The organism is Pseudomonas sp. D1-1, assembly GCF_051132225.1.
Taxonomy (GTDB): domain Bacteria; phylum Pseudomonadota; class Gammaproteobacteria; order Pseudomonadales; family Pseudomonadaceae; genus Aquipseudomonas.
The window spans coordinates 2,034,343-2,059,478 of the sequence record NZ_CP071676.1 but is presented as its reverse complement, the minus strand read 5'-3'; the positions used below and the strand labels follow the sequence as shown (position 1 = coordinate 2,059,478).

Annotated in this window: 22 protein-coding genes; 13 read left to right on the top strand and 9 right to left on the bottom strand. The window is 62.6% G+C overall.

The window, feature by feature from the left end:
• Positions 1-14: 14 nt before the first annotated feature.
• From J3P86_RS09315 to J3P86_RS09265, 11 genes are all read left to right on the top strand, one after another.
• The gene (locus tag J3P86_RS09315) at positions 15-1,607 is read left to right on the top strand and encodes a GumC family protein (RefSeq protein WP_434569120.1); all 1,593 of its coding nucleotides are present in this window, start codon (positions 15-17) and stop codon (positions 1,605-1,607) included.
• Complete coding sequence (locus tag J3P86_RS09310) at positions 1,604-2,707, top strand: glycosyltransferase family 4 protein (RefSeq protein WP_434624854.1); 1,104 nt, start codon at positions 1,604-1,606, stop codon at positions 2,705-2,707. Before J3P86_RS09315 ends, J3P86_RS09310 begins: the two co-directional genes overlap by 4 nt.
• Positions 2,704-4,071, top strand: coding sequence for an O-antigen ligase family protein (locus tag J3P86_RS09305; protein WP_434569122.1), 1,368 nt, complete (start codon positions 2,704-2,706; stop codon positions 4,069-4,071). The genes J3P86_RS09310 and J3P86_RS09305 overlap by 4 nt, the downstream gene beginning before the upstream one ends.
• The gene (locus J3P86_RS09300; RefSeq protein ID WP_434700019.1) at positions 4,071-5,030 is read left to right on the top strand and encodes a glycosyltransferase; all 960 of its coding nucleotides are present in this window, start codon (positions 4,071-4,073) and stop codon (positions 5,028-5,030) included. The genes J3P86_RS09305 and J3P86_RS09300 overlap by 1 nt, the downstream gene beginning before the upstream one ends.
• Complete coding sequence (locus J3P86_RS09295; protein WP_434700018.1) at positions 5,023-6,159, top strand: glycosyltransferase; 1,137 nt, start codon at positions 5,023-5,025, stop codon at positions 6,157-6,159. Before J3P86_RS09300 ends, J3P86_RS09295 begins: the two co-directional genes overlap by 8 nt.
• A 12-nt stretch (positions 6,160-6,171) precedes the next feature.
• Entirely contained in the window at positions 6,172-7,176 is a 1,005-nt protein-coding gene (locus J3P86_RS09290) for a polysaccharide deacetylase family protein (protein WP_434700017.1), read from the top strand.
• Positions 7,173-8,477 carry a lipopolysaccharide biosynthesis protein gene (locus J3P86_RS09285; RefSeq protein ID WP_434700015.1) on the top strand — a complete coding sequence of 435 codons (1,305 nt, stop codon included), beginning with the start codon at positions 7,173-7,175 and terminating at the stop codon, positions 8,475-8,477. Before J3P86_RS09290 ends, J3P86_RS09285 begins: the two co-directional genes overlap by 4 nt.
• 536 nt (positions 8,478-9,013) lie before the next feature.
• Positions 9,014-10,972, top strand: coding sequence for a hypothetical protein (locus J3P86_RS09280; RefSeq protein ID WP_434700014.1), 1,959 nt, complete (start codon positions 9,014-9,016; stop codon positions 10,970-10,972).
• Complete coding sequence (locus J3P86_RS09275) at positions 10,969-11,658, top strand: N-acetyltransferase (protein ID WP_434652951.1); 690 nt, start codon at positions 10,969-10,971, stop codon at positions 11,656-11,658. The genes J3P86_RS09280 and J3P86_RS09275 overlap by 4 nt, the downstream gene beginning before the upstream one ends.
• A gap of 5 nt (positions 11,659-11,663) precedes the next feature.
• The gene (locus J3P86_RS09270; protein WP_434700012.1) at positions 11,664-12,836 is read left to right on the top strand and encodes a GNAT family N-acetyltransferase; all 1,173 of its coding nucleotides are present in this window, start codon (positions 11,664-11,666) and stop codon (positions 12,834-12,836) included.
• Positions 12,808-13,602, top strand: a complete 795-nt coding sequence (locus tag J3P86_RS09265; protein ID WP_434700010.1) for a ChbG/HpnK family deacetylase — start codon at positions 12,808-12,810, stop codon at positions 13,600-13,602. Before J3P86_RS09270 ends, J3P86_RS09265 begins: the two co-directional genes overlap by 29 nt.
• Positions 13,603-13,750: 148 nt before the next feature.
• Here J3P86_RS09265 and J3P86_RS09260 read toward each other — a convergent pair whose 3' ends face one another.
• Positions 13,751-14,293 (bottom strand): hypothetical protein, encoded by a 543-nt coding sequence (locus J3P86_RS09260; protein ID WP_434700009.1) that lies wholly within the window; start codon positions 14,291-14,293, stop codon positions 13,751-13,753.
• 96 nt (positions 14,294-14,389) lie between these two features.
• On the bottom strand, positions 14,390-14,617 hold the full coding sequence (locus tag J3P86_RS09255) for a hypothetical protein (protein ID WP_434603518.1): 228 nt from the start codon (positions 14,615-14,617) through the stop codon (positions 14,390-14,392).
• Between the two features lie 171 nt (positions 14,618-14,788).
• Between J3P86_RS09255 and J3P86_RS09250 the strand changes: the two genes are divergently transcribed.
• On the top strand, positions 14,789-15,730 hold the full coding sequence (locus J3P86_RS09250; protein WP_434700007.1) for an alpha/beta hydrolase: 942 nt from the start codon (positions 14,789-14,791) through the stop codon (positions 15,728-15,730).
• Between the two features lie 176 nt (positions 15,731-15,906).
• Here J3P86_RS09250 and J3P86_RS09245 read toward each other — a convergent pair whose 3' ends face one another.
• From J3P86_RS09245 to J3P86_RS09220, 6 genes are read right to left on the bottom strand one after another with little or no spacing between them, the layout of a single operon-like run.
• Complete coding sequence (locus tag J3P86_RS09245) at positions 15,907-17,649, bottom strand: ABC transporter substrate-binding protein (RefSeq protein WP_305495764.1); 1,743 nt, start codon at positions 17,647-17,649, stop codon at positions 15,907-15,909.
• Positions 17,650-17,700: 51 nt separating this feature from the next.
• Complete coding sequence (locus tag J3P86_RS09240) at positions 17,701-17,973, bottom strand: DUF2160 domain-containing protein (RefSeq protein ID WP_305495766.1); 273 nt, start codon at positions 17,971-17,973, stop codon at positions 17,701-17,703.
• A 10-nt stretch (positions 17,974-17,983) separates the two neighbouring features.
• Positions 17,984-18,784: a carbohydrate ABC transporter permease gene (locus J3P86_RS09235; protein WP_305495769.1), complete on the bottom strand. Its 801-nt coding sequence runs from the start codon at positions 18,782-18,784 to the stop codon at positions 17,984-17,986.
• Positions 18,785-18,794: 10 nt separating this feature from the next.
• The gene (locus tag J3P86_RS09230) at positions 18,795-19,661 is read right to left on the bottom strand and encodes a carbohydrate ABC transporter permease (RefSeq protein ID WP_305495771.1); all 867 of its coding nucleotides are present in this window, start codon (positions 19,659-19,661) and stop codon (positions 18,795-18,797) included.
• Positions 19,658-20,767 carry an ABC transporter ATP-binding protein gene (locus tag J3P86_RS09225; RefSeq protein ID WP_434569134.1) on the bottom strand — a complete coding sequence of 370 codons (1,110 nt, stop codon included), beginning with the start codon at positions 20,765-20,767 and terminating at the stop codon, positions 19,658-19,660. The genes J3P86_RS09230 and J3P86_RS09225 overlap by 4 nt, the downstream gene beginning before the upstream one ends.
• A complete protein-coding gene (locus tag J3P86_RS09220; protein ID WP_305495775.1) occupies positions 20,767-21,861 on the bottom strand; it encodes an ABC transporter ATP-binding protein in 1,095 nt (364 codons plus the stop codon). Before J3P86_RS09220 ends, J3P86_RS09225 begins: the two co-directional genes overlap by 1 nt.
• Before the next feature lie 430 nt (positions 21,862-22,291).
• Here J3P86_RS09220 and J3P86_RS09215 point away from each other — a divergent pair, with 430 nt between their 5' ends.
• Positions 22,292-24,142: a sigma-54-dependent Fis family transcriptional regulator gene (locus tag J3P86_RS09215; protein ID WP_434700005.1), complete on the top strand. Its 1,851-nt coding sequence runs from the start codon at positions 22,292-22,294 to the stop codon at positions 24,140-24,142.
• Between the two features lie 272 nt (positions 24,143-24,414).
• On the opposite strand, the gene J3P86_RS09210 is transcribed toward J3P86_RS09215, so the two are convergent.
• Positions 24,415-24,948: an anti-virulence regulator CigR family protein gene (locus tag J3P86_RS09210; protein WP_434652961.1), complete on the bottom strand. Its 534-nt coding sequence runs from the start codon at positions 24,946-24,948 to the stop codon at positions 24,415-24,417.
• Positions 24,949-25,136: the final 188 nt, after the last annotated feature.

Sequence of the window (25,136 nt, the reverse complement as noted above, 5' to 3'; positions counted from 1 at the left end):
TCAGGTGACCGATCATGAACCCCAAGGAAAATTATCTGCACGAGTTTTTCAGGATCTTCTTTGCCAACAAGCAGTGGGTGAAGCGCATCTTCCTGATTTTCGCCGTGATCGCCCTGGTGCTGCCATTGATGCTCAAGCAGAGCTTCGATATCACCGCCCAGGTGATCGTCCAGTCGAAAAAACTCTCCCAGGGCGACGCCACCACGTCGCTGAACCAGGAAAACGCCACGTTCATCCCGCCGTCCCTGGCGGACATGGAAACCGAGAGCAATATCCTCCGCTCGCCGGCGTTGATTCGCCAGACCATCCAGACCCTGCGCGACCAGGGCGAGTACACGCCAAGCCCGGGCATCCTCAACAAATGGGTCAGCGAGCCGCTCAAGCGCTACATCACCCAGCCGCTGCGTGAGTATGTGGTCAACCCGTTGCGCGACGGCCTGGGGCTTGAGGTCGATCCGGTGCGCGACACAATGCTCGATACGCTGACCGATCAGGCCATCGAAAACCTGAAGATCGAAACCCTCCCCGGCTCCAATGTCATTTCCATCGTCTACAGCTTCGGTGACCCGGCCCAGGGCACGCGGTTCGTCGCGCAACTGCTGAAGAACTACCTCACCGGCCGCCAGGAACTGCAATCGATCGAACTGCCGCAGACCTTCTACGAGCAGAAAAAAGCCCAATACCAGACGCGTCTCGACGGCCTCGAAGACAAACGACTCGGGCTGCTCGAGGGCATCGGTTCGTCCGATCCGAAGGAAGAAGTCACTTTCCGCCTGAACGCCATCAATACCGAAGAGCAGGCGCTGAACCTCTATCAGGATCGCCTGCTGCAAAGCCAACGCTGGCTCGACTACCTCAAGAGCAGCCTGGCGGCGACGACCAGCTCGCGGTTCAACGACTACACCTTCCCGTTCACCTTCACCACCACGGTGGACAACATCGCCTTCGAAGACCGGGAAATCCGCCAGTTGGGTGAGCAATTGACCGGCCAGGTCAGCCGCTACATGAATGACCTGGCGATTTTCCAGCCCGGCAGCGAACCGATGCTGCTGGCCCGGGAGCAGATCGTGCGGACCCGCCAGCAGTTTCTAAAAGTGGTGAACAACCGCATCCAGGAACGCACCACCGATCTTGCGGTGGTCAGCTCGGTGATCGAGCAGAAAAAAGCGCGCATCGGGGCGTTCAAGGAGCGCATCCACCAGTTGCAGGAAACCCAGAGCAAGCTGCGGCAGATGGACACCGAGATCAACGCTCTGCACGCGGCGTTCTCCACCTACGCCCAGCGATTCGCCGAAGCCAGCACCGCCCGCTCGCTGGACAACGACCTGTCCAACGCCCGGGTCCTGAGCCCGCCTTTCGAACCGACCGCCGCGGCATTTCCCAAGCCGATGCTGATCATTGTGTTCGGCCTGTTCAGCGGCCTGCTGCTGGCCATCGCCCTGGTCTATGTGCGTGAGTTCTTCGACCATCGCTTCAAGCATCCGGCGCAGATCACCCAGCAACTGGATCTGCCGGTGTTGCTGGTGATCAACGAGCAGTCACCCGAGCAGGTCAATCCGCATCGCAACTGGAGCTTGCCCAGCCTTGTCCATTGGGTGAGAAATTGAACGCGCCGTTCGGCCCGTCCCACCGCAGCAGCCCCCTGTCGATCATTCATCTGCTCGACAGCGGCGGCTTCTACGGGGCCGAGCGGATGCTGCTCGATCATTGCCTGGCCACGCCCGGCCAGCACCAGGTGGTGTTTTTGGCGGCGCCGCCGACCTTGATCACGCGCTTTCGCCAGGCCGGGGTCGATTGCCGTCACTGCGCCAACTGGGCCGAGCTGCTGCAGCATTTGCGGCAACGGCGCGCCGAACGACCGCTGATCAACACGCACAACTTCAAAGGCCTGTTGTTCGGCTGGGCCGCGGCCACGCTGCTGCGCCTGCCCCTGGTGATTACCCAGCACGGCTTTACGCCGCGCAGCACCAAGCAGCGTTTTTATACCTGGCTGAGCCTGCAACTGTGCCGCACCGCCTCGGTCAAGCGAGTGGTATGCGTGGCCGAAAGCATCGCGGCGTTGCACCGCCAGGCCAGCGTGCAGGCGGACAAACTCGACGTGATTCCCAACGGTCTGCCGGCGGTCGCCACACCCCTGCCGCATCGCGATGACCGGCAGCGCTGGCGGGTCGGCTACGTCGGCCGCTTGAGCAGCGAAAAAGGCCCGGACCTGTTTCTCGACGCCATGATCCCGCTGTGCCAGCGCCATGCTTCGCTGCACGCGGTGATGCTCGGCGACGGCCCGGAACGCCAGCTCCTGCTCAAGCGCATCACCGATGCCGGGCTGCCCACGCGCATCGAATTGCCTGGCTACCAGACCGACATGAATGCCTGGTGGAGCCGCCTCGATGTACTGGTGATCAGCTCACGCACCGAGGGCACGCCGATGATTCTGCTCGAAGCCATGCAAGCCGGAGTGCCGGTGGTGGCGTTCGGCGTCGGCGGCATTCCCGACGTCGTGCAGGACCGCCATAACGGCCTGCTCGCCACGCCCGCCGACAGCGACGAGTTGGCCCGGCAGATCGAGACACTGTTCAGCGAACCACCGCTGGCGCAGATCCTCGCCGACAACGCACGGCGCACCCAACGCGACCGCTACGACCTGCGCACGCTGGCCGAACGCTGGTCGCAACTGTATATCCGCACCGCACGGGAGGCCCGGCCATGATTGTCCCGCTCTCGATCGTCAGCCTCCTGGGCCTGGTTTGCCTGATGTTGCTGGCCAGCCCTTATCCGTACCTGGCTCCCGGCGCGGTGCTCGGCCTGGTCGGTGTCGCCGTGCTCTATCGCAAGCCCGGCTGGGGCTTGCTGGGGATTGCCGCGCTGGTGCCGTTCGAAGGCCTGTTCAAGGAAAACGCCTTTTCCGGCAGCAAGTTTCTCGGGCTGGCGCTGATCCTGATCCTGGCGTTGCAACTGGCCCTGCATCAGATTCCCGCCACTCGCCTGCGCAGCAACATCTGGAAGCCGCTGATCGGCTTCATGCTGTTCTATGGCCTGAGCTTGCTGCTATCGGAAAACCCGGGCCTCTCCACCACCCACTTCCGGGAACTGGCGGTGGGCCTGGTGCTGTTCGCGATCACCCTGCTGATCGGCCGCGAGCTGAACCTGGACCTGTTCTGCCGGTTGGTCACCCTGAGCGTCACGACGACCTGCGTGCTGGCGATGTTCTCCGCCCGGTACCAGGATCAGGGCCGCGCTTCCGGCCTGTTGGAAGATCCGAACACCTTCGCCCTGCTGATCGCCTTCACCGTGCCGCTGGCGTTGTTGCTGGTGGTGCGCAGTCCGAACCTGCTGCACCGGTTGTTCTGGGGTGGCTGCTTCATCCTGCTGCTGGGCGGCATGACCAAGACCGAATCGCGTTCGGGACTGGTGGTGCTGCTGCTCAGCCTGATGATCGGCTTGTATCACTACCGCGCGCAGCTGCCGCGCATCCGCCCACGGCACCTGGGCTTCGCGATGCTCGGGCTGGCGCTGCTGATTCCCCTGGCAATCGCGGTGATGCCGGCCGGCTACGTGGCGCGCATCCAGTCACTGAGCATCCTCAGCGCTGGCGCCAGCGCGCACAAGGACGAATCCCTGGGCCGCCGCGCCTCGTACATCGTCGTCGGCAGCCAGATGCTTCGCGAAAATCCGCTGCTCGGCTCAGGTCCCGGAACGTTTCCCCTGCACTACGCCCCCACCGGTTACGCCAAGGCTTTCTCGGCCAACCGCAAGCTGGGGGACCTGTATCGCCGGGCGCATAACACCTACCTGGAAATCTTCAGCGAGATCGGCATTCCCGGCGGGTTGATGTTCGTCGGCATGATCGGCCTGGGTCTCTACAACCTGTTGCGCGCACGCCAGCTCTGGCTCCAGCGGCGGGACTGGGCGCAGGCGGACCTGCTGACGCACCTGGGCATGAGTTTCCTGTCGCTGGCGTTGTTCCTGATGTTCCTCAGTGCACCGAACCACAAGTTGCTGTGGATCATGCTGGGCTTGACCAGCGTATTGCGCTACGACGCCGAACGGTCCGCGCCGCAGGAGACCCGTTGATGAAACGCGTGAGCATTGTGATCCCGATGTACAACGAGGCCCGGCACATCGGCCGCACGTTGCTGGCGGCGCAGGAAGCTGCGCGCCAGGCGCAGCTGGAGTGCGAGCTGATCGTGGTCGACAACGGCTCGGACGACCATGGCCCGCGCATCGCCAACGAATTGGGCGCCCGGGTGCTGATCGTGCCCGGCGTGCACATCGGCGCCCTGCGCAATCGTGGCGCGGCGGCCGCCAGCGGCGACTGGCTGGCATTCATCGATGCCGACATCGAAATGCCCGCCGACTGGCTCAGGTTGTTGATCGAAATCGAAGGTCGCCAGGGCGATGTGCTCGGTCTCGACCTGGATACTCCCGAGCAGGCGCCGTGGTTCGCCCGGGCCTGGCAACGGCGCGGCCAACGCCCGGGGTCGCGTCCGCTGCACCGGGTGCAGTGGCTGCCCAGTGCCAACCTGCTGATGCGCCGCGCCTGGTTCGATCGCGTCGGTGGCTTCGATGAAACCCTGCGCACCGGTGAGGACAAGGATTTTTCCCTGCGCCTGCGCCAGGCCGGAGCGCAGTTGTTGCTGGTGAGCGAAAGCCTTGCCCTGCACTGGGGTTACGAAGGCAGCTGGCGCGAGTGGATGAGCAAGGAACTGTGGCGTCAGGGCAGTCACTGGCAGCTGCTGCGCAGCCACGGGCCGAGCCTGCGGCTGTTGCGCTTCCCCGCCTTGTCCATCGGTGCCTGGGGCCTGGATTTCGTGGCGCTGGTCACGCTGTTCCAGGGCCAGGCGCGCCTGGGGCTGATGCTGCTGTTGATCAGCACATTGCCGGCCCTGGCTCTGAGCCTGCGCCAGAGCCAGCGCGACCCGCGCCTGACCTTGCAACTGTGGGCCCTGCATGGGGTGCGCCTGCACCTGACCGGCGCGGCGCTGCTGCTCAATCTTTTTCAATGGAACGTCAGGAGACCTGCCCGTGGCTGAGTTTTTCTATTGGTCTTGCCTGTTGCTGCCGGTGTACGCGTACCTCGGCTACCCGCTGTTGCTGACCTTGCTGGCGCCGCTGTTTCCGCTACGGCGCTACACCATTGCAGTGCCGATGGACGTGAGCATTGTGATTGCCGCCCACAACGAGGCGCGGCACATCGAAGAAAAATTGCGCACGCTGCTGGCTCAGGATTATCGCGCGCGCTCGCTGCAAATCATCCTCGCCAGCGACGGTTCCACCGATGACACGGTGGCCTGCGCACGCAAGGTCAGCGATCCGCGGATCAGCGTGCTCGACCTGCCGCGCCAAGGCAAGGCTGCCGCCCTCAACACGGGCGTGGCCCATAGCAGCGGCGAAATCCTGGTGTTCACCGACGCCGACAATCAATGGGCCCACGATACCCTCGGCCACCTGTTGGCGCCGCTGGCCGACCCGGAAGTCGGCGCCTGCGCCGGGCACATGGTAATCCCCGTGCCCGGCAAGGGCCTGAGCCTGGGCGACAGCCTGTATCGGCACTACGAAGGCTGGCTGCGTCGGGTCGAGAGCCGCACCGGCTGCATGGTCTCCGCCGACGGTGCTCTGCTGGCCCTGCGCAGGGAGTTGTTCCAGGCGATACCGGCGCAAGTCAACGATGACTTTTTTCTCAGCACCTGTGCGCCGGTGGCCGGCAAGGCGATCGTCTACGCCCCGCTCGCCCGAGTGACCGACCAGGGCGTGGACGAAGCCGACAAACAGTTCCGCCGGCGCCAGCGGGTCACCGTCGGAGGGCTGCAGAGCCTGGCCCAGCGCCGGGAACTGCTCAATCCCTTGCGCCATGGGCTCTACGCCATTGGCTTGATCAGCCACAAGCTGATCCGCCGCCTGGCCCCGGTGTTGCTGGTGCCGCTGTTGCTGAGCAACGCCTGGCTGTGGAACGAGCATGGGTTCTATCGCCTGAGCCTGGTGGCGCAGTTGCTCGGTTACGCCATCGCCTTGATCGGGTTGCTGGACGTCGGCCACCGTCTGCCCAGGCCTTTCCGCCTGGCCGCGTTCGTGCTGGTGACGTTGGCGGGCATGAGCATCGGGTTGTGGCAGTTTCTGCGCGGCCACCGCTATAGCCAATGGAATCCCGAGCAGAACCGCTAAGGAGCAACGCCGATGTCGATCAAACACGTCTTCAAGCGCACCGGCGGCTGGCTGTACCTGAACACGTCGATGGGGCGCCATCCCTTGCGTGGCGCCGGCGTGATCCTGATGTTGCACCGGGTGTTGAACAACGACCGCGCCGCCGAACTGCCGCATCGCAACGAGCTGTGCGTGGGGCCTGACGCGTTCGAACACCTGTTGATCTGGCTGCAACGGCATTTTGAATGCGTGCCGTTGATGAGCTTGCTGCTGGCCGACCCGAAAAGCGTTCCGAACCGTCCGCGGGTGGCCCTGACGTTCGACGATGGCTGGCGCGACAACGCCATGAATGCCTTTCCCCTGCTGCGCCAGTACCAGGTGCCTGCGAGCATTTTCCTGTCCACCGATTTTGTTGGCAGCCGCCAGCATTTCTGGTGGGAAAGCATCGGCGAAACCCTCTGGGGCAGCCATGGGCAGCTGGCGCGGCATTCGCTCATCGAACATTTGCAGCAGGTCGGCCGGCCATTGCCGGTGCTGCTCGATGACATCGACGACGAGCGCCGCAGCCTGGCGCTGCTGCATTTCCTGCAAAGCCTGAAAACCCTCGATGCGCGAACCCTGAGCGATCTCACCGAGGCCTGTCCGCAGGGCTCGCAACCCCAGGCATTGGACTGGACCCAGGTGCGCATGCTCGAAGATTCCGGCCTGATCCGCTTCGGCCCCCACGGTGCCAGCCATGCGATCCTGACCGGGCTGGACGACCAGCGTTTGCACGAGGAACTGACCCGCAGCTGGATAGCTTTGGAAAATGGCTGCGCGCAACCCTTGCCGGTGTATTGCTACCCCAACGGTGATCATGATGCACGGGTACGCGAGCAAGTGGCGGCCCACGGTTTTCCGTTTGCCCTGGGCACCGAGGCCGGGCTGTATCGCCACGATGGCGACCCCTTGAACCTGCCACGCTTCGGCGTCAGCCAGCGCAATGCCTGCCACCCCGAGTTGCTGGCCTGGCGCATCCGTCGAGGAGCCCGCTCATGAGCCGAGCCCATTACCTCAAGCATCTGGCACTGAGCATGGGCACGCGCCTGGCGATGATCGCTCTGCGCCTGCTGCGCAACGTGTTGCTGGCAAGGATCCTCGGGCCCAGCGAGCGTGGACTGTTTGCATTGCTCAGTACCCTGCCCGACCTGATCAGCGCCGCCACCAGCGGTGGCCTGAATTCCGCCGTCGGTTACCAGGCGGCGCAGCAGCGCTCGATGGGCTTGTTGCTCAGCCAGGTGCTGATGTTCGGTTGTTTGTTGGCCGGGTTGTTGACCTTGTTGGTGGTGGCGCTGGTGCGGGAATTTGGCGGTGAGCTGGACATCACCACGCAATTGGGATTGCTGGCCTGGCTGCTGTTGCTGGCCGTACCGCTGACCGTGCTCAAGAGTGGCCTGCTGACGCTGCACAATGCCTCGGGCGGCGTGGGCGCGTTCAACGCGTTGCGGCTGATGGAATCGCTGGCACCGCTGGTATTGTTCGTGGCGCTGTTCTGGATGTGGCAAGACAAAGCGCTGGAGGCGGCGTTGATCAGTTGGCTGGCGGGCTTGAGCCTGGTGGTGCTGGCCGGCTGGATGTGGTTGCGCCGCGATCACACAGTCGAGCTGCAGTGGGACCGCACCGGCCAGAACGAGCTGTTGCGCTACGGTGCCCGCAGCCATCCGGAGCTGCTGTTCCAGCAAGTGGTGCTGCGTTCGGATTTTCTGTTCATCGGCGCCCTGCTGGGCAGCACGGCGCTGGGGCATTACGCCATGGCCAGCGCCGCGGCCGAACTGCTGCTGATCGTGCCGGAAGCGGTCACCACGCCGCTGATGAAACGCCTGCTGCAGCAAGACCGCGACATGCAGCGCCTGACCCCGCTGGCCTTGCGCCTGACCGCCACAGTGATGCTCGGTGCCTGCCTGGGCATGGCGCTGATTGGCGAATGGTTGATCGTCACGCTGTTCGGCGCCGCCTATCAACCGGCCTACCCGGCCCTGCTGGCGCTGCTGCCGGGGCTGTTCGGGCTCTGCTATGCGAGCATCCTGCGCCTGGATCTGCTGGGCAAGGACCGACCCGGCACGGTGTCGCTGCTGATGGGCGTCGGCGCGCTGCTGAACCTGGCGCTCAACCTGGTCCTGATACCGCGCTACGGCATCGTCGGCGCGGCCGCCGCGTCGTCGATCGCCTATCTGGGGGTAACGCTGGCGCTGCTGGGCATGTACTGCCGCCTCAGCGGCGTGGCGCTGTGGCAGACACTGATCATCCTGCCCAGCGATTTGCTGCCGATGCGCCAGATGCTGCTGGGGAAATCCGCGTGAACACCGCCGCCCGCCAGACCGCCATCGCGAGCAAGCTCGCTCCCACAGGGTCCAGGGTTGGCAACGGTATTTATATCCACCACACCTCCCCTGTGGGAGCGGGCTTGCTCGCGAAAGCGCTGGGTCAGCTGGCGGTGATGTTGGAGGTGACGGCCCCTTCGCGAGCAGGCTCGCTCCCACAGGGGGGCGGGGTTGGGTATGGTATTTGTGTTCACCACATTCCCACTGTGGGAGCGAGCCTGCTCGCGAAAGCGCTGGGTCAGTTGGCTGGGAGGTTGAAGGTGATGGCCTCTTCGCGGGCAACCCCGCTCCCACAGGGGGGCGCGGTTGGGCAGGGTATTTGTGTTCACCACATTCCCACCGTGGGAGCGAGCCTGCTCGCGAAAGCGCTGGGTCAGCTGGCGGTGATGTTGGAGGTGACGGCCCCTTCGCGAGCAGGCTCGCTCCCACAGGGGGCTGGGGTTGGGCTCGGTATTTGTGTTCACCACAGACCACCTGTGGGAACGAGCTTGCTCGCGATGGGGCCAGTGGGGTGCATGGGAAAAATCGGCGCCGGTCTGTGCCTTCTGGCCCTCGCAGCCTCGGCCCATGGTGCGTCCATGCAATGGACCGGCATCCGCGACGGCAGCCTGTACCTGCAGACCGACCAGCCAAGCACTGTGACCGTGCGCTGGGTGCCCGCCTGGCAGGCCGATGCCAATACCGAACACCTTTACCTGCTCGACGGCCAGGGGCGGCTGGCCGGTGAGCGCCTGGTCGAGGCGGCACAGACCCGTGGCGAGCAGCAGTGGCCGCTGCGGCCTGGTGCCGCCAGTTATCGCCTGGAAATTCCCGGCTACAGTTTCCGCCGCTATACGGTAGAGCACGACGCGCGCACCCGTGCCCTGTTCGCTCCGGCCAAAGTGCATTTCAGCGCCGAAGCCCACGATGGCGACGAGTTGTACTTCAAGGTGGCGGCCGGCGAACGCGCAGTGCTGGCGGGTAAATTCCATGGCGGTGTGCACGCGCTGCAAGCCCGGCGCGTCGGCGACGGCAAACAGCTCCAGCTGAATCTCAAACCGTATCGCGCCTATTGGCAGTTCGACCAGATCGCCCTGCCGGTGGCGGATGTCGAGCAAACCTGGCGTCTGCACTTGCAAGGCAACGGCAAGGTAGCGTTCTGGCTCGACGGTAGCGCCAACCTGTTCGCCCAGGACCCGGCGCAGTTGCAGCCGGTGCGCCAGGATCCGGGCCAAACCCACCTGACCCTTCATGACGATGTGCTCGGCCCCACCCCCAGCCTGGGCATGTCCCTGCCCTATGTGTTGCCGCCACCGTCCGCCTACGCGGTGATCGATACCCTCAAGCCCCGAGCGGCCACCTACTACAGTTTCGTCGATGTCACGGCGGCCAAGGCCGACCACGAAGATGCGTTCCGGCGCCTGTACCAGGATCGCTTCGGCATCACCCGGGACATTACCCTCTTGGCCGGCAGCCAACGCAAGGCCGATCTGCGCGCCGACCGGACCAGCAGCAGCGGCTTGCAAGCCTGGCTCGACACGACCCGCGCCCTGGGCGGCAAGGGCCTCCATTACCTGAGTTTCGCCGACGAGCCGAACCTCAACTATCCGGACTTCGCCAGCTTCCAGCAGATGTTCGAAAGCCTGGCCGCCCAGGTCCGCGCCAACGACGCCAATGCCCGCGCCGGAGTGCGCATCGCCATGCCGGCCAGCTCCCGATTCACCAATGGCCCGCTGGCCGAAAACGCGGCGGATCGGCGCGGCATCGATTGGGCACGGCGCCTGCTGGAAACCTCCGGCGACCGGATCGACGCCCTGGCCTGGCATGAATGGATGGTCCGCGACTTGCTGGCGACCCGGGTCTATCGCAACAGCGTCCGCCAGGCCGCCGACCTGGTGGGCCTGGACAGCCAGGGCCGGCCGCGCAAGGCCTTGCTGCTGGATCAGACCAACATTTCCAGCGGCTCGAGCCTCAGCCCCTACGATCAGGAAACGCACTACGCCGCGCTGTGGTGGGCGTCGGTGGCGATCAACGCCTCCGCCGACGGCTGGCTGGACATGCTCAACTGGTTTCAGTCCGCCGACGAGCCGCAATACCCCAAAGGCATGGTGCGAGTGCTGGAGAACCAGCGCTTCGAACTCAAGCCGGTGGGCCTGGCCCAGCAATTCATTCAGCAGCACTGGCTCGACCAGGTGCTGCGCCTGGACAACGACGCGTTTGAAGTCGACGCGCTGGCCATGGCCACCGGGCAGCAGCGCAGCCTGCTGGGCGTGAACAAAAGCACTCGCGCCCATCAAGTCAGCCTGCAGGGCGCGGGCTGCCCGCAGCCCGGCGCCAGCCTGGTGTATTTCGGCCCGGACAACATCAGCCGCAATGCCCCGTTCAACTGCAAGGCCGGCCAGGTCGGATTTCTCTTGCCAGGAGAAACCGTATTCGCCCTGCGCTGGACTGCCACCCTTCCCCCCCAACCCGCTATCCGTCAGGAGGCTCCATGAACGCTCTGCAAAAATTGCGTGATCGCATTCAGAAAAAAGGCCTGCGTTCCGTTTTCAAACTGCTGGTACGCCGCTTCGTGTTTTTCCATTCGCAACTGGTATGGCTGGAACACGATGTGAGAATCCCGCTGCGGCCGCATACCCTCAGGCCCTACCCACCGGTACGTCGAGAGTTCATCACCGTCGAAAACGCCGACGCTTTCGCCAGGCATTTCGGCGACCGCGTCGAAACCATGCGCGAGCTGGCCGCCGAAGGCTATACCGGCCTGATGTACCTGGACGACAAGGGCGACACCGTGGGCTTCGTCTGGGCCAGTACACGAGACTATTTTGACCGCCATTTCTATGGCTGCTGGTTCCCGGTCAAGCCTGGCGAATACTTCCAGTTCGGCGGAGAAATGATCCGTGCGTACTGGGGCTCCCAGCTGTCGGCGGACGTACAGACCGACATGTGGAAAGTCATGGCGGACAAGGGCTGCGAAAAAATGGTCGATGTTTGCGACTTGCAGAACACCCCAGCGATCAAGATGCACATCCGCATGGACTTCCAGGAGCGCGGCCAGATCACCCATGTGTATTGCCTGTTCGGGCGCTTCCGGTTCTTCCGCGACACGTTCTACAGCGGCTCGGTACTCGACGCCTTCCGTAAACCGGCCCGGCCGGTTGCATCAGCTGCGGCGGCCTGACGTCCATGGCGATCCGGTTCCAGTGGTGTCGCTCCATGAGCGCGGCGGAGTTTCCTGCAACGGCTTATGAAGAGCTGCGGACCCAGGTGGTCGACGCTACGCCGTTCAATACGCTGGCCTGGTTGCAAGCGGCGGAATTTGCCCTCGCGCCCGACCAGCAACTCCATGTGCTGCTGGGCTGGCAGGACCAGACACTGTGCCTGTGCCTGCCTCTGGTCGCGGGGCGCGAGCGCATCGGCGGGCTGCGCTTTCGGGTGTTGCATCACTTGGGGTTTCCACTGGCTGACCGTATCGCCCTGTTGGTGCGCCTGGACGCCGACGCCATGGGCCAGGCGCTGATGCAGATCCGCCAGCAGGTGCCCCACGCGTTGCTGCAATTGAATGAAGTGATCGAGCCGGTCGGCGAACAAAGCGTGCTCAGTGCCTGGATGGCGCAGAGTTCCACCGGCGAACGGCGGCTCAGTTGCCGGGTCCCGGTGCACCTGATCAGCGACAGTGACCATCAGGAAATCACCGGCGATCCGCGTTACAAGTTGCGCCGCGCGCGCAAGCGGATCGCCGCTTGCGGTGCCGAAATACGTCGGGTGACGCCGGATGCCATCGGCATGGGGCAACTGCTGCGGGCTCTCGCTGAAGTCGAGGCGGCCAGTTGGAAAGGCGAGGAAGGTGTCGGCATCTTCGCCGACCCCGGGCGCCGGCAATGGATGAACCTTGCCTTCACCGCCCTCGCCGCCCAAGGCCTGGTGCGGGTGGTGATGCTGGAGCTGAACGGCGAGTGCATCAGCTATCGCCTCGGCCTGCTCGACCAGGGACGGCTGTATGACTACAACCTGGCGTTCCTGCCGCGGCACGCCGACCTGGGCAGCGGCCGGTTCTTGCTCGAAGAGTGGATCCGCTGGGGGCTGGACGAGAACTGGCGGTGGATCGATGCATCGCGCGTCAGCCTTGAGAATTCCAGCCATCAACTGCACGAACGCATGACCGGCCAACTTGAGCACTGGCGCTGGAGTTTCTATTCCTGGCGGCCCGATGGCCTGCTCCTGGGGTTCGCCCTGCGGCTATGGAAAAGCCTGAAGCCCTGGCTCGGCAAGCGCCGCGCCAAACCGCCCGCGACAATGTCGCCCACTGCCAAAAAGCCGGAGGACACGCATGCCTCGCCAAGTGATCGTCAACGCTGATGACTTCGGGCTCAGCCTCGATGAAAACGACTTGATTCTACGAGCCTTCGAGGCAGGCGTGATCAGCTCCGCCACGGCCATGGCCAACATGCCGGGGTTCGACCAGGCGTGTGAACTGGCCCGACACCCACTGCTTGAAGGGCGCATCGGCCTGCATTTCAATCTCAGTTACGGACCGCCGCTGAGTCAGGCAATCAGGACACGGCAGACATTCTGCAATGCAACCGGCGAATTCGACCTTAATCTGTCGCGCTACAGCCTGCGGCTGGGGACGGATGATCTGGCGGCCGTGGAAGAAGAACTCCAGGCGCAGTGGCAATACTGCCTGGACCGTGGCCTGCGTCCGAGCCATCTGGACTCTCATCAGCATGTACATAACATCTGGCCCGTTGGCGAACTGGTGGCTCGCTTCGCCGCCCGGCAAGGCGTGCCCATGCGCCTGGCACGTAACCTGGGACCGAACCTGAGCGTCGCCAAACGCATCTTCAAAACCCTGCTCAACCGCCGCCTGCGCAGGCTCTGCGGCGCAACGGCGGATTATGTCTGCACGCCAGCGGACCTTCATCACGCGGCGCCACCGAAGCACGGTTCGCTGGAAGTGATCGTTCATCCGCTGCAACTGGACGGGGATTTTGGCGACGCCAGCCTGGCCCTCGACAACTCGCTGACCCAAGTGCTGCACAAGCGCCTGGCGGGGGTGCCGAAGGTCGGGTATGGCGAGAGTGGGCGGGACTTTGAGCGAGTTGAGTTTGGGGATCTGTACTGACAACGACCCACCAAAGACCGGTTTACCGCAGGCCATGTGGGAGCGAGCCTGCTCGCGAAAGCGGAGCGTCAGGCAATTATGATGTCGACTGACCGGGCGCCTTCGCGAGCAGGCTCGCTCCCACAGGGATAACGGTGCTCCGCTTTCCTCAACTGCCCAGGCACGCTCGGGCCAGGGAGGCCCGCCGATCAATGGCTTCGCACAGCCGACGCTTCTGCGTCTCCCATACGTCGGCCTCGACCCGGGCCGAACGCATCAGCGCCAGCATCGCTTCCTTGGCGTGGACGTACTCTGCCCAGGCATCCCGGATCTTGAGGTTGCGGCGCTCTTCATCGCTCATGTCCATGCGCCTCAGGGCCAGGGTGCATTCGTCGCGGATCAATGGCCCAAGGGTCATCTGAATCTTGTGGGGCGCCTTGAAACATCCGCTACCGGCGACGATGTCCCTGGCCCGGGCCAAGCCCCATTCGAGCGCTTGGCACAACGGTTCGCGCAACGCGCGATCATGGAACTCCTCGACCCAGACGGATCCGTTCGGCCGATAAACACAGATGAAAAGTTGCGTCACGCTCTGCTGGTTGATCCGCGCCTGGACCTCGACCTGCGTGCCGTCCTCCAGGATCTCTTCGTGGTTGCGCCCCGCCAGCCGACGGTTCACCCACAGCCAATACGCTGCGCTTCTACGTCGCATCCCGTTGCCCTCCCCCTAAGGAACAGGGAGTAAGGCACACGGATGGGACAATTTCCAGCGCTGCAAAGCGGGCTTCTGACGAATGACAGTCGCCACTCAGCGGCCGAGCTTTTTCTCCACCTGCCCGACCTTGTCGCGCAATTTCTCAGCGTCCTGCTCATGGCTCTTGATCGACTTGGGCGTGATCGTCTTGTCGACTTTGTCAGTGGCTGGATCCGGGTGGCGCACATCGCGCTCCACGACGTCCACCGGGTCGCCGGCAGCATCCTTGGCTGGCGCATTGTTGCCGACTTGGCTGGCTGTTTTCGAATGTTCGCTCGTCATGACATCGTCCTCGACAGGGTTGAGTATTGAATTTCGAGTGGGGCGAAACGGCGAGAGTTCGATCGGGTTGCATGAAGTCCCGCGCCACAGGCAAACCGTCCGAAATCCCTGCGCGCCCTCCGAGGAATCTGCTAAAACGCAGCTTCTGTCCCCGAGTAGCGAATCGCGTCGATGCCTTCATCCTTACTTTCTCGCCTCAGGCAACGCTGGCTGGCCTGGTTGTTCATGGCCGCGATGGTGGTCGGCCTGCCGGTGGGCTGCGCGGTGTTGCAGCACAAGGAACGCGAGCTGGTGTTTCGCATCGAGCCGGGGACGGCGAGCTGGTTCAGTGGCCTTCCCAGCGGCGTGCAGGAGTTCGACCTCAAGCCCAAGAGCTTCAAGGCCGGGGAAAATATCCACGGCTGGTGGTGGCCGGCCGAACGCAAGAACGCGCCCGCCATCCTGTACCTGCACGGCGTGCGCTGGAACCTGACCGGCCAGCTGTTTCGCATCCAGCAATTGCGGGCGCTGGGCTATTCGGTCATGGCGATCGATTACCGTGGCTTTGGCAAAAGCCAAGGGGGGTTGCCCTCTGAAGCCAGCGTGTACGAGGATGCAAGAATCGCCTGGGAACGTCTTGCGGTGCTGCAACCAGACCCGGCCCTGCGCCTGATCTACGGCCATTCCCTGGGCGGTGCCGTCGCGGTGGATCTTGCGGCGGAGCTGGGTCAGGAGGCGGCAAAAAATGGCACCACCGTGCCCGCCCGAGGCCTGGTCATCGAATCGACCTTCACGTCCTTGGGCGATGTCGCCACCGCCATGGCCAACACTTCCCTGCCGGTACGCTGGCTGCTGTCGCAGAAGTTCGATTCCATCGACAAGATCGGCGAGATCAACATGCCGCTGCTGATCGTGCACGGCGCCGCCGACCGCTACGTACCACCACGCTTCAGCGAGCAGCTGTTCAATGCCGCCCGGGAACCCAAGCGTTTGTTGTTGGTGCCGGGCGCCACGCATAACAACAGCATGAGCCTGGCGGGCCGCACGTATCGGCAGGCGTTGGATGCGTTGATGCATGCCCGCCCATCCCCGGTGGCCGGAAACGCCCAGGCAAGCCCGGTCAAGGCGGGCTAATCAAAAATCCCTGTGGGAGCGAGCCTGCTCGCGAAGGGGCGAGTACATTCAACATCGGGGCGAACTGACACACCGCTTTCGCGAGCAGGCTCGCTCCCACAGGGGATTGGGTTTACTTCAGAACCGGGAGAAAAGAAAACGGCACCTTTCGGTGCCGTTGTTTTTTGGTTGAAGCGTTACTTACGCGCCGCCTCCCACGATTTCAGCAATTCGGCATAGTTGACCGTCTCGCCTTTAGGCTTCTCGTTCGCCAGTTTCGGCTTCGGTGCGCCCGGTTGATCGAACCAGTATTGCGCGTCGCGCTCAGGGTTCATCTTAGGTGCGCAGGTGGCCTGGGCCTTGGAGCGTTCCAGACGCGTCATGATCGCGTCCTGATCCTTGGCCAGCCCGTCGAGAGCCTGTTGCGGGGTTTTCTCGCCACTGGCCGCTTCGGCGATGTGGCTCCACCACAGTTGCGCCAGGCGTGGATAGTCCGGCACGTTGGTCCCGGTTGGCGACCATTGCACACGGGCCGGGCTGCGATAGAACTCCACCAGGCCACCAAGTTTCGGCGCCAGGTCGGTCATCGCCTGGGAGTTGATGTCCGATTCGCGAATCGGCGTCAGGCCAACGATGGTCTTCTTCAGCGACACGGTCTTGGATGTCACGAACTGCGCGTAGAGCCAGGCCGCGAGGCGCTGTTTCTCAGGCGTCGACTTCATGAAGGTCCAGGAACCCACGTCCTGATAGCCCAGCTTCATGCCCTCTTCCCAATACGGACCGCGTGGCGACGGCGCCATGCGCCATTTCGGCGTGCCGTCGGCGTTCATCACTGGCAGGCCCGGCTTGGTCATGTCGGCGGTGAAAGCGGTGTACCAGAAAATCTGCTGGGCGATGTTGCCTTGGGACGGCACCGGACCGGACTCGGAGAAGGTCATGCCCGCCGCTTCCGGTGGCGCGTATTTCTTCATCCAGTCGACGTACTTGGTGGTGGCGAACACGGCGGCCGGGCCGTTGGTGTCGCCGCCGCGGGTGACGCTGGAGCCGACCGGATGGCAGTCTTCGACGCGAATGCCCCACTCGTCCACTGGCAAGCCGTTAGGCAGGCCCTTGTCACCGCCGCCGGCCATGGAGAACCAGGCATCGGTGAAGCGCCAGCCCAGGGACGGGTCTTTCTTGCCGTAGTCCATGTGGCCGTAGACGCGCTTGCCGTCGATCTCCTTGACGTCTTCGGAGAAGAACTTCGCGATGTCTTCATAGGCCGACCAGTTCACCGGTACGCCCAGCTCGTAGCCGTATTTTTCCTTGAACTTGGCCTTCAGGTCCGCACGCTCGAACCAGTCGGCGCGGAACCAGTAAAGGTTGGCGAACTGCTGGTCGGGCAGTTGATAGACCTTGCCGTCCGGCGCGGTGGTGAAGGAGATGCCGATGAAGTCCTTGAGGTCGAGGGTCGGCGAGGTGAAATTCTTGCCTTCGTTGGCCATCAGGTCGGTGATCGACTCGGTCTTGCCGTAGCGAAAATGCGTGCCGATCAGGTCCGAGTCATTGACCCAGCCGTCGTAGATGTTCTTGTCGGACTGCATCTGGGTCTGCAGCTTCTCCACCACGTCGCCTTCCTGGAGCAGGTCGTGGGTCAGCTGGATCCCGGTGATTTCGTTAAAAGCCTTGGCCAGTACCTTGGATTCATATTCGTGGGTAGCGATGGTCTCCGAGACCACGTTGATTTTCATCCCGCGAAATGGCTCGGCAGCCTTGATGAACCACTTCAGTTCTTCGAGCTGCTGCTCGGCTGTCAGGGTCGACGGCTTGAATTCGCTGCCGATCCATTTTTTCGCGGCGTCTTCATAGGCGTCGGCCCAGGCCGTAGCGCTCAGCCCGCTGAGTGCCAGCATGGCTGCCAATGAAACGCTATGTCGCAGCTTATTGTTTTTATCGAACATAGAGACCTCCTGTTTGGGTTTAAGAGCCTGATCGTCGTCGAACTTTCGCGACTAGCCCCACCGCATCACTGCCAACAGCCACACCAGAGACAACGCGAACGCTATCCAGATGCTCCAGTCGGTAACGCCGATCACCAGCAGGTGCAGGTAGGCGCTACCGAGAAGACCGATAAACAACCGATCGCCACGGGTCGTGGCAATCGGCAGGAAACCACGCCGAGGGATACTCGGCGAACGCAATTCCCATGTCGTCATGCCCGCCAGCAGCAAGGCAATGACCCCAAAAAACGTCGCCGTCGGGGCGGTCCAGTTCATCCATTCCATCATCGACTCCTCAGACCCGGCCCAGGGCAAAGCCCTTGGCCACGTGGTTGCGAACGAACCAGATCACCAGCATGCCCGGCAGGATGGTCAACACCCCTGCCGCCGCCAGCACGCCCCAGTCAATACCGGACGCCGACACCGTGCGGGTCATGACCGCCGCGATCGGCTTGGCATTCACCGAGGTCAGTGTCCGGGCCAGCAACAGCTCGACCCAGGAGAACATGAAGCAAAAAAACGCCGTGACGCCGATGCCGGAACCGATCAACGGGATAAAGATCTTGGCGAAGAACTTGGGGAAACTGTAGCCGTCAATGTAGGCGGTCTCGTCAATTTCTTTCGGCACGCCGGACATGAAGCCTTCAAGAATCCACACCGCCAACGGCACGTTGAACAGACAGTGGGCCAAAGCTACGGCGATATGGGTGTCGAACAGGCCGATGGACGAGTACAGCTGGAAGAACGGCAACAGGAAAACCGCCGGTGGCGCCATGCGGTTGGTCAGCAGCCAGAAGAACAGATGCTTGTCGCCAAGAAAGCGGTAGCGCGAGAACGCATAGGCCGCCGGCAGCGCGACCGCCAGGGAAATCACCGTGTTCAGGCTCACGTAGTACAGCGAGTTGAGGTAACCGGTGTACCAGCTCGGATCGGTGAAGATCACTTTGTAGTTCTGGAAGGTGAAATCCTGTGGCCACAGCGTCAGGCCACCGAGGATTTCGGTGTTGCTCTTGAACGACATGTTCAGCAGCCAGTAGATGGGCACCAGCAGGAACAGGATGTAGATCAAAAGCGGAATCAGCTTTCTCTTGCTCATTGTGCGGGCCTCAACGGTTGGCGTCGGAGTGCGTCATGGCGGTATAGAACAGCCAGGACACCAACAGAATGATCAGGAAGTACACCAGGGAAAACGCCGCCGCCGGGCCCAGGTCGAATTGACCGATAGCCATCTGCGTCAGGGTCTGGCTGAGGAACGTGGTGGCGTTGCCCGGCCCGCCGCCGGTGAGGACGAACGGCTCGGTGTAGATCATGAAGCTGTCCATGAAGCGCAGCATCACCGCGATCAGCAGCACGCTCTTCATCTTCGGCAACTGGATGTGCCGGAACACCGCCCAGTTCGACGCCCGGTCGATTCGCGCCGCTTGATAATAAACGTCCGGAATGGCCCGCAGCCCCGAATAGCACAGCAGTGCCACCAGCGAAGTCCAGTGCCAGACGTCCATCACCAGCACCGTGACCCAAGCGTCCATGGTGTTGGCCGCGTAGTTGTAGTTGATGCCCATGGCGTTGAGCGTCGAGCCCAGCAGGCCAATGTCGGCGCGCCCGAAAATCTGCCAGATGGTACCCACCACGTTCCACGGAATCAGCAACGGAATCGCCAGGATGATCAGCACCAGGGACGACCACTTGCCCTTGGTCGGCATGGTCAGGGCGATGGCGATGCCCAGCGGAATTTCAATCAGCAGGACACACGCCGAGTAGATGAACTGGCGCAACAGCGAATCGTGCAGCCGTGGGTCGAGCAGCACCTGCCTGTACCAGTCGGCGCCGACGAAGTAGCGGCTGGACTGGTCGAAGATGTCCTGCACCGAATAGTTGACCACGGTCATCATCGGGATCACGGCACTGAAGGCCACCAGCAGGAACACCGGCAACACCAGCCACCAGGCCTTGTTGTTCTGCACCTTGTTCATGGCTGCACCTCGCCTGCGGATTCAAGCAGATATTCATCGGCATAGACCATCAGCCATTGACCCGGAAAACTGATGTACGCGGTGCCTTCCGGCACAGGCTTGTCTTCGGCGAGGCGGACCTTCAGCGGTGCGCCATCAAGGTTGAGGGTCAGGATCTTGTAGGTGCCGAGGTCTTCGACGTGCACCACGTCAGCCCGCATCGCGTCGTCGTAAGGGCCGTCCCAGACATGCACGAATTCCGGGCGGATGCCGACCTTCAGGCTCTTGCCTTGCGCGTCGGCGACACGCCGCTGCAGGGTTTCGGACAGCGGCAAGTGGGTCGAGGCGAAGCCGACGCCACCGGGCTGCGCCTGGACCTCGATCAGGTTCATGCCGGGGCTGCCGATGAAGTAGCCGACGAAGGTGTGGCTCGGGCGCTCGAACAGTTCACGCGGTGTGCCGAACTGCACGATCTGGCCGCCGTACATCACCGCGATCTTGTCGGCGAAGGTGGAGGCCTCCAACTGGTCGTGGGTGACGTAGACCATGGTGATGTTGAACTGCTCGTGGATCTGCTTGAGCTTGCGCCGCAGTTTCCATTTCAGGTGCGGATCGATCACCGTCAGCGGCTCGTCGAACAGGATCGCCGAGACATCGTCGCGCACCAGCCCACGGCCCATGGAGACTTTCTGTTTTTCATCGGCGGTGAGGTTGCGGGCCTTCTTGTCCAAAAGGCTCTGCAGGTCGAGAACCTCGGCGATTTCCTGCACCTTGGTGTGGATCCGCGCCTCGGCCATGCCCTGGTTGCGCAGCGGGAACGCCAGGTTGTCGAACACCGTCATGGTGTCGTAGACCACCGGAAACTGGAACACCTGGGCGATGTTGCGCCGCTCCGGGGACAGTTCGTTGACGACTTTGCTGTCGAACATCACCTGCCCTTCGGAAGGGCTGAGCAAGCCGGAAATGATGTTGAGCAAGGTCGACTTGCCGCAACCCGAAGGTCCGAGCAGCGCATAGGCGCCGCCCTGCTCCCAGATGTGGTTCATCTCGCGGATCGCGTAGTCCTCGGGGCCCGCCGGGGTGCTGGTGTAGCTGTGGGCGAGGTTCTGCAAACGAATTTCGGCCATCAGGCAACCCTCGCGATACGTTGCCCTGGGGCTTGGACCAGCTTGCCCTGGGCATCGAAGACAAACAATTTATGGGTCGGGATGTAGATGCGGATCGGCGCGTCGACGTCGTATTCGTGCACACCGGGCAAATGCAGGACCAGGAGGAAGTGTTCGTTGCGCACGTGCAGGAAGGTCTCGGAACCGCTGATCTCGGCCACCTCGACGGTCACCGCCAGTTCCAGGTCGTCGTCGTTGCTCGGCACCAGTGAGATATGGCTGGGACGCACGCCGAAACGGAACTCGCCCTCGCCCACCGGACGCAGGTCGACGTTCAGCGGGAAGTGCACGAAGTTGGCGAAGCTGACTTCATTGCCGGCAATGCGTCCCGGCATGAGATTGATCGGTGGTTCGGAAAACAGCTCGGCGGCCAGCACGGTTTGCGGTTGGTGATAAACGGAAGACGACTTGCCGCTCTGGATCACCCGGCCCTCATGCAGGATCGTCGTGGTGCCACCCAGGGCCAGCGCTTCGTTCGGCTCGGTGGTGGCGTAGACGGCGATGGTGTGACGAGCCTGGAACAGCTCGCGCATTTCCTGGCGCAGTTCTTCACGCAGCTTGTAGTCGAGGTTCACCAGCGGCTCGTCGAACAGGATCAGTTCGGCGTCCTTGACCAGCGCACGGGCCATGGCGGTCCGTTGCTGCTGGCCGCCGGACAGCTCCAGCGGATGACGCTTGAGGAATTTTTCGATCCGGAGCATCTTCGCGGTTTCCAGGACCTTGCCCTGGATAATTTCTTCGGAGATACCGGCCTGGCGCAGCGGCGAGGCGATATTTTCGAATACGGTCATGGTCGGGTAGTTGATGAACTGCTGGTACACCATCGACACATTGCGCAGCCGCACCGGCCGTTTGGTGACATCGACGCCGTTCATCAGGATGCGGCCGCTGTCGGGCTTGTCCAGACCGGCCATCAGGCGCATCAGGCTGGTCTTGCCGGACAGCGTGCGGCCCAGCAGAACGTTGAAGGATCCGGGTTCGAAACTCAGATTGGCATCGTCGATCCAGGTCTGGCCTTCGACGGTGCGACAGATGTGCTCAAGCTGTAATGACATGGCTCGGCCTTTTTATTATTTGGAGTCAAGCGACCTGAGTGCAAAAGCGAAAGCCGTGCCAGAAATCACAAGCTATTGATTCTGTTTGTATTTCTGTTATCGACGGTAAAACTGGCGTTCATTGCTGAACAGAAGTGAACAATCAGGGATGAACAATTGAACAGTGAGCCGGTTGACAATGAACAATTTTGAACAACACTGAATGAACGCTACCAGCTGGCCTGACGATATCCCTTGTGGGAGCGAGCTTGCTCGCGATGGCGGTGGATCAGTTGCATTGATGTGACTGACACGCCGCTATCGCGAGCAAGCTCGCTCCCACAGAATCTTCCACAGGATGTGTAGGGATTGATATTCAGGCCTGCCCCAGCACAAGGACTCTGTGCGAGACTTGCCACAACAATAAAAACAGCACCTGCGAGAGTGCCCCATGGCCGCACCAGCTCCTGCCTTGTCCCACGAGGCCATCATTCAGGCTTCCTGGTCCCGTTGCCGCGCCTTTGGCCTCAATCACCAGAGCGTACCGGCATTCGACCCATTGCCGGCCGAGGGTATCGCCCAGTTACTGGAAAGCCAGCATTCACTGGTGCAGACCACCCACCAGGAAGTCCTGCCGTACTACGAGAACATCCTGAGCAATTCCAATTGCCTGATCATGCTGGCCGACAACCAGGGCCAGGTGCTGACCTCCTGGGGCACCCAGCGGTTCATCGAACCGAAACTGGCCCACGGTTTCAGCGCCGGAGCGACCTGGATGGAGCGCTGCACCGGCACCAACGCCATCGGCACCGCGCTGGCCTGTGAACAGGCGGTGCACATCGAACACGATGAACATTTCCTCAAGGCCAACCGTTTCATGACCGGCTCCGCCGCGCCGATCTTCGATGCCGAGCGCAAGGTCATCGCGGTGCTGGACGTCTCCAGCGACAGCTACCTGCCGCCGTCCCATACGCTGGGCATGGTCAAGATGATGAGCCAGACGGTGGAGAACCGGCTGATCCTCAACCTGTTTCGCGGTGAACACTTCCAGCTCACCTTCAACACCGGACTGAACAACCTCGACAGCCAATGGGCCGGGCTGTTGATTTTCGATGAGAGCGGCCAGGTGCTCTCGGCCAACCGCCGCGCCGACAACCTGTTGGGCCTCAGCCTGTCGCGGGTAAGCATCGAAAGCCTGTTCAAGGTCTCGCTGATGGAATTGCTCAACCAGCCCGACGGCCTGCCGTTCGCCTTGCAGGCGTCCGGGCGCAATCGGTTCCAGTGCCTGCTCAAGCGGCCGAAGCAGGTGTCGGTCAAGCCGCGCATCTTTGCCGAAACGACCCCCTCGCCAGCGCTCGCCCCTGCCAATACCACCATCAGCCTCAACACCCTGCACTTCGGTGACAGCAGGGTGGAAAAAGCTGTGCGCCAGGCCGAGCGCCTGTTGGAGAAAGACATTCCGCTGCTGATCCACGGCGAGACCGGCGTCGGCAAGGAAGTCTTCGTCAAGGCTTTGCACCAGGCCAGTTCGCGTTGCAAGCAGGCGTTTATCGCAGTCAACTGCGCGGCGATTCCCGCCGAGTTGGTCGAGTCGGAATTGTTCGGTTATGAAAAAGGTGCCTTCACCGGCGCCAACCAGAAGGGCAGCATCGGCCTGATCCGCAAGGCCGATCGCGGCACGTTGTTCCTTGATGAGATCGGCGACATGCCGCTACCGACCCAGGCCCGCTTGCTGCGGGTCTTGCAGGAACGCTGCGTGCAACCGGTGGGCAGCGCCGAGCTGTTCCCGGTGGACATCCGCATCATCTCCGCCACCAACCGCTCGCTGCGCGAACAGGTGCAACTGGGGCGATTTCGTGAAGACCTCTACTACCGCATCGGCGGTCTGACCCTGGAATTGCCGCCCCTGCGCGAACGCAGCGACAAGCAGGCGCTGTTCAAGCGCCTCTGGGAACACCACCGCGAGCCGACCCAATGGGCCGGCCTGAGCCGCGAAGTCCTGGAGCTGTTCGAACGCCACCCGTGGCCGGGCAACCTGCGGCAAGTCAGCAGCGTGCTGCAAGTGGCCCTGGCAATGGCCGAAGAACAACCGATCCGCCCGGAACATCTGCCCGATGACTTTTTTGTCGACCTGGAAATGGAGCCGGTGGAAACACCGGAACCGCTGGCAGTAGACCTGAACGACGCCGAAGACCTGAACCGCCAGTTGCAGGCCGTCGGCGGCAATATTTCCCACCTGGCACGACGCCTCGGCGTGAGCCGCAATACCTTGTACAAACGCCTGCGGCAGTTGGAAAGCTGATACGAAACCTGTGGGAGCCAACCTGCTCGCGAAGGCGTCGGATCAGCCGAGATCAACGGTGACTGACACTCCGTTTTCGCGAGCAGGCTCGCTCCCACCGGGGATTTGTGGTGGATGCGAAATCTGAGAACAACTTGGAAAATGTGGGAGCGGGCTTGCTCGCGAAGGCGTCGGATCAGCCAACATCAACGATGACTGATGCACCGCTTTCGCGAGCAGGCTCGCTCCCACAGGTTGCGTTTGTTATCTGACTGGCGCTATCAAGCAGCAGATCAGTCGAAGGCACCGTTGAGCACTTCGTAAATGATGCCACTGGCGATCGCCACCAGAATCAGGTCGGTACCGACCTGCTGCCATTCGTAACCGTCATAGCGCGGCAGATGTCCCAGCAAACGTCCGTCGAGCTTCTTGGCGATACCGGGGGGCAGCGGCTTGCCCCGGGCGAGGTTCTTCTGGATACCCGGCGGCAGTGCCGGGCCAGGGCTCCAGTAATCGCGATAACCGCCAATCACCCCCAGAACACCGCCACGGTCGATGCTCGGCCCGTTATGCCAATCGCTGCCGCCACCGCCCTGGTTGCCTTTGCCGCCCTGGTTGCCTTTATTGCCAGCATTGCCTTGGTTACCCTTATTGCCAGCATTACCCTGGCCGCCCTTGTTGCCCTGCCCGCCCTTGCCTCCTTGTCCCTGACCTTGATCGACTTGAGCGTTTCCCTTGCCATTGCCCGGGTCCGCGACAGCAAGGCCAGGGCCCGCCGCCAAGGCAAAACAGGTCACTGCAGCAATCAACGAGCGCGATTTGAACATGGCAGTACTCTCAAAAAAGGGAAGAGTCCCTGTAAAGATATAGAGACTAACGGTGATATTAGTTCCATATCACGCTGCGTGTCGGTTACCTGCACCCGGTGCCGCCCTGAACCAAGCAATCAGGCGGCAATTGACCCGGTTTTGTCGTATCAGTGACTTATTCCTGAGGCATGGTTGGAACGCTGCCG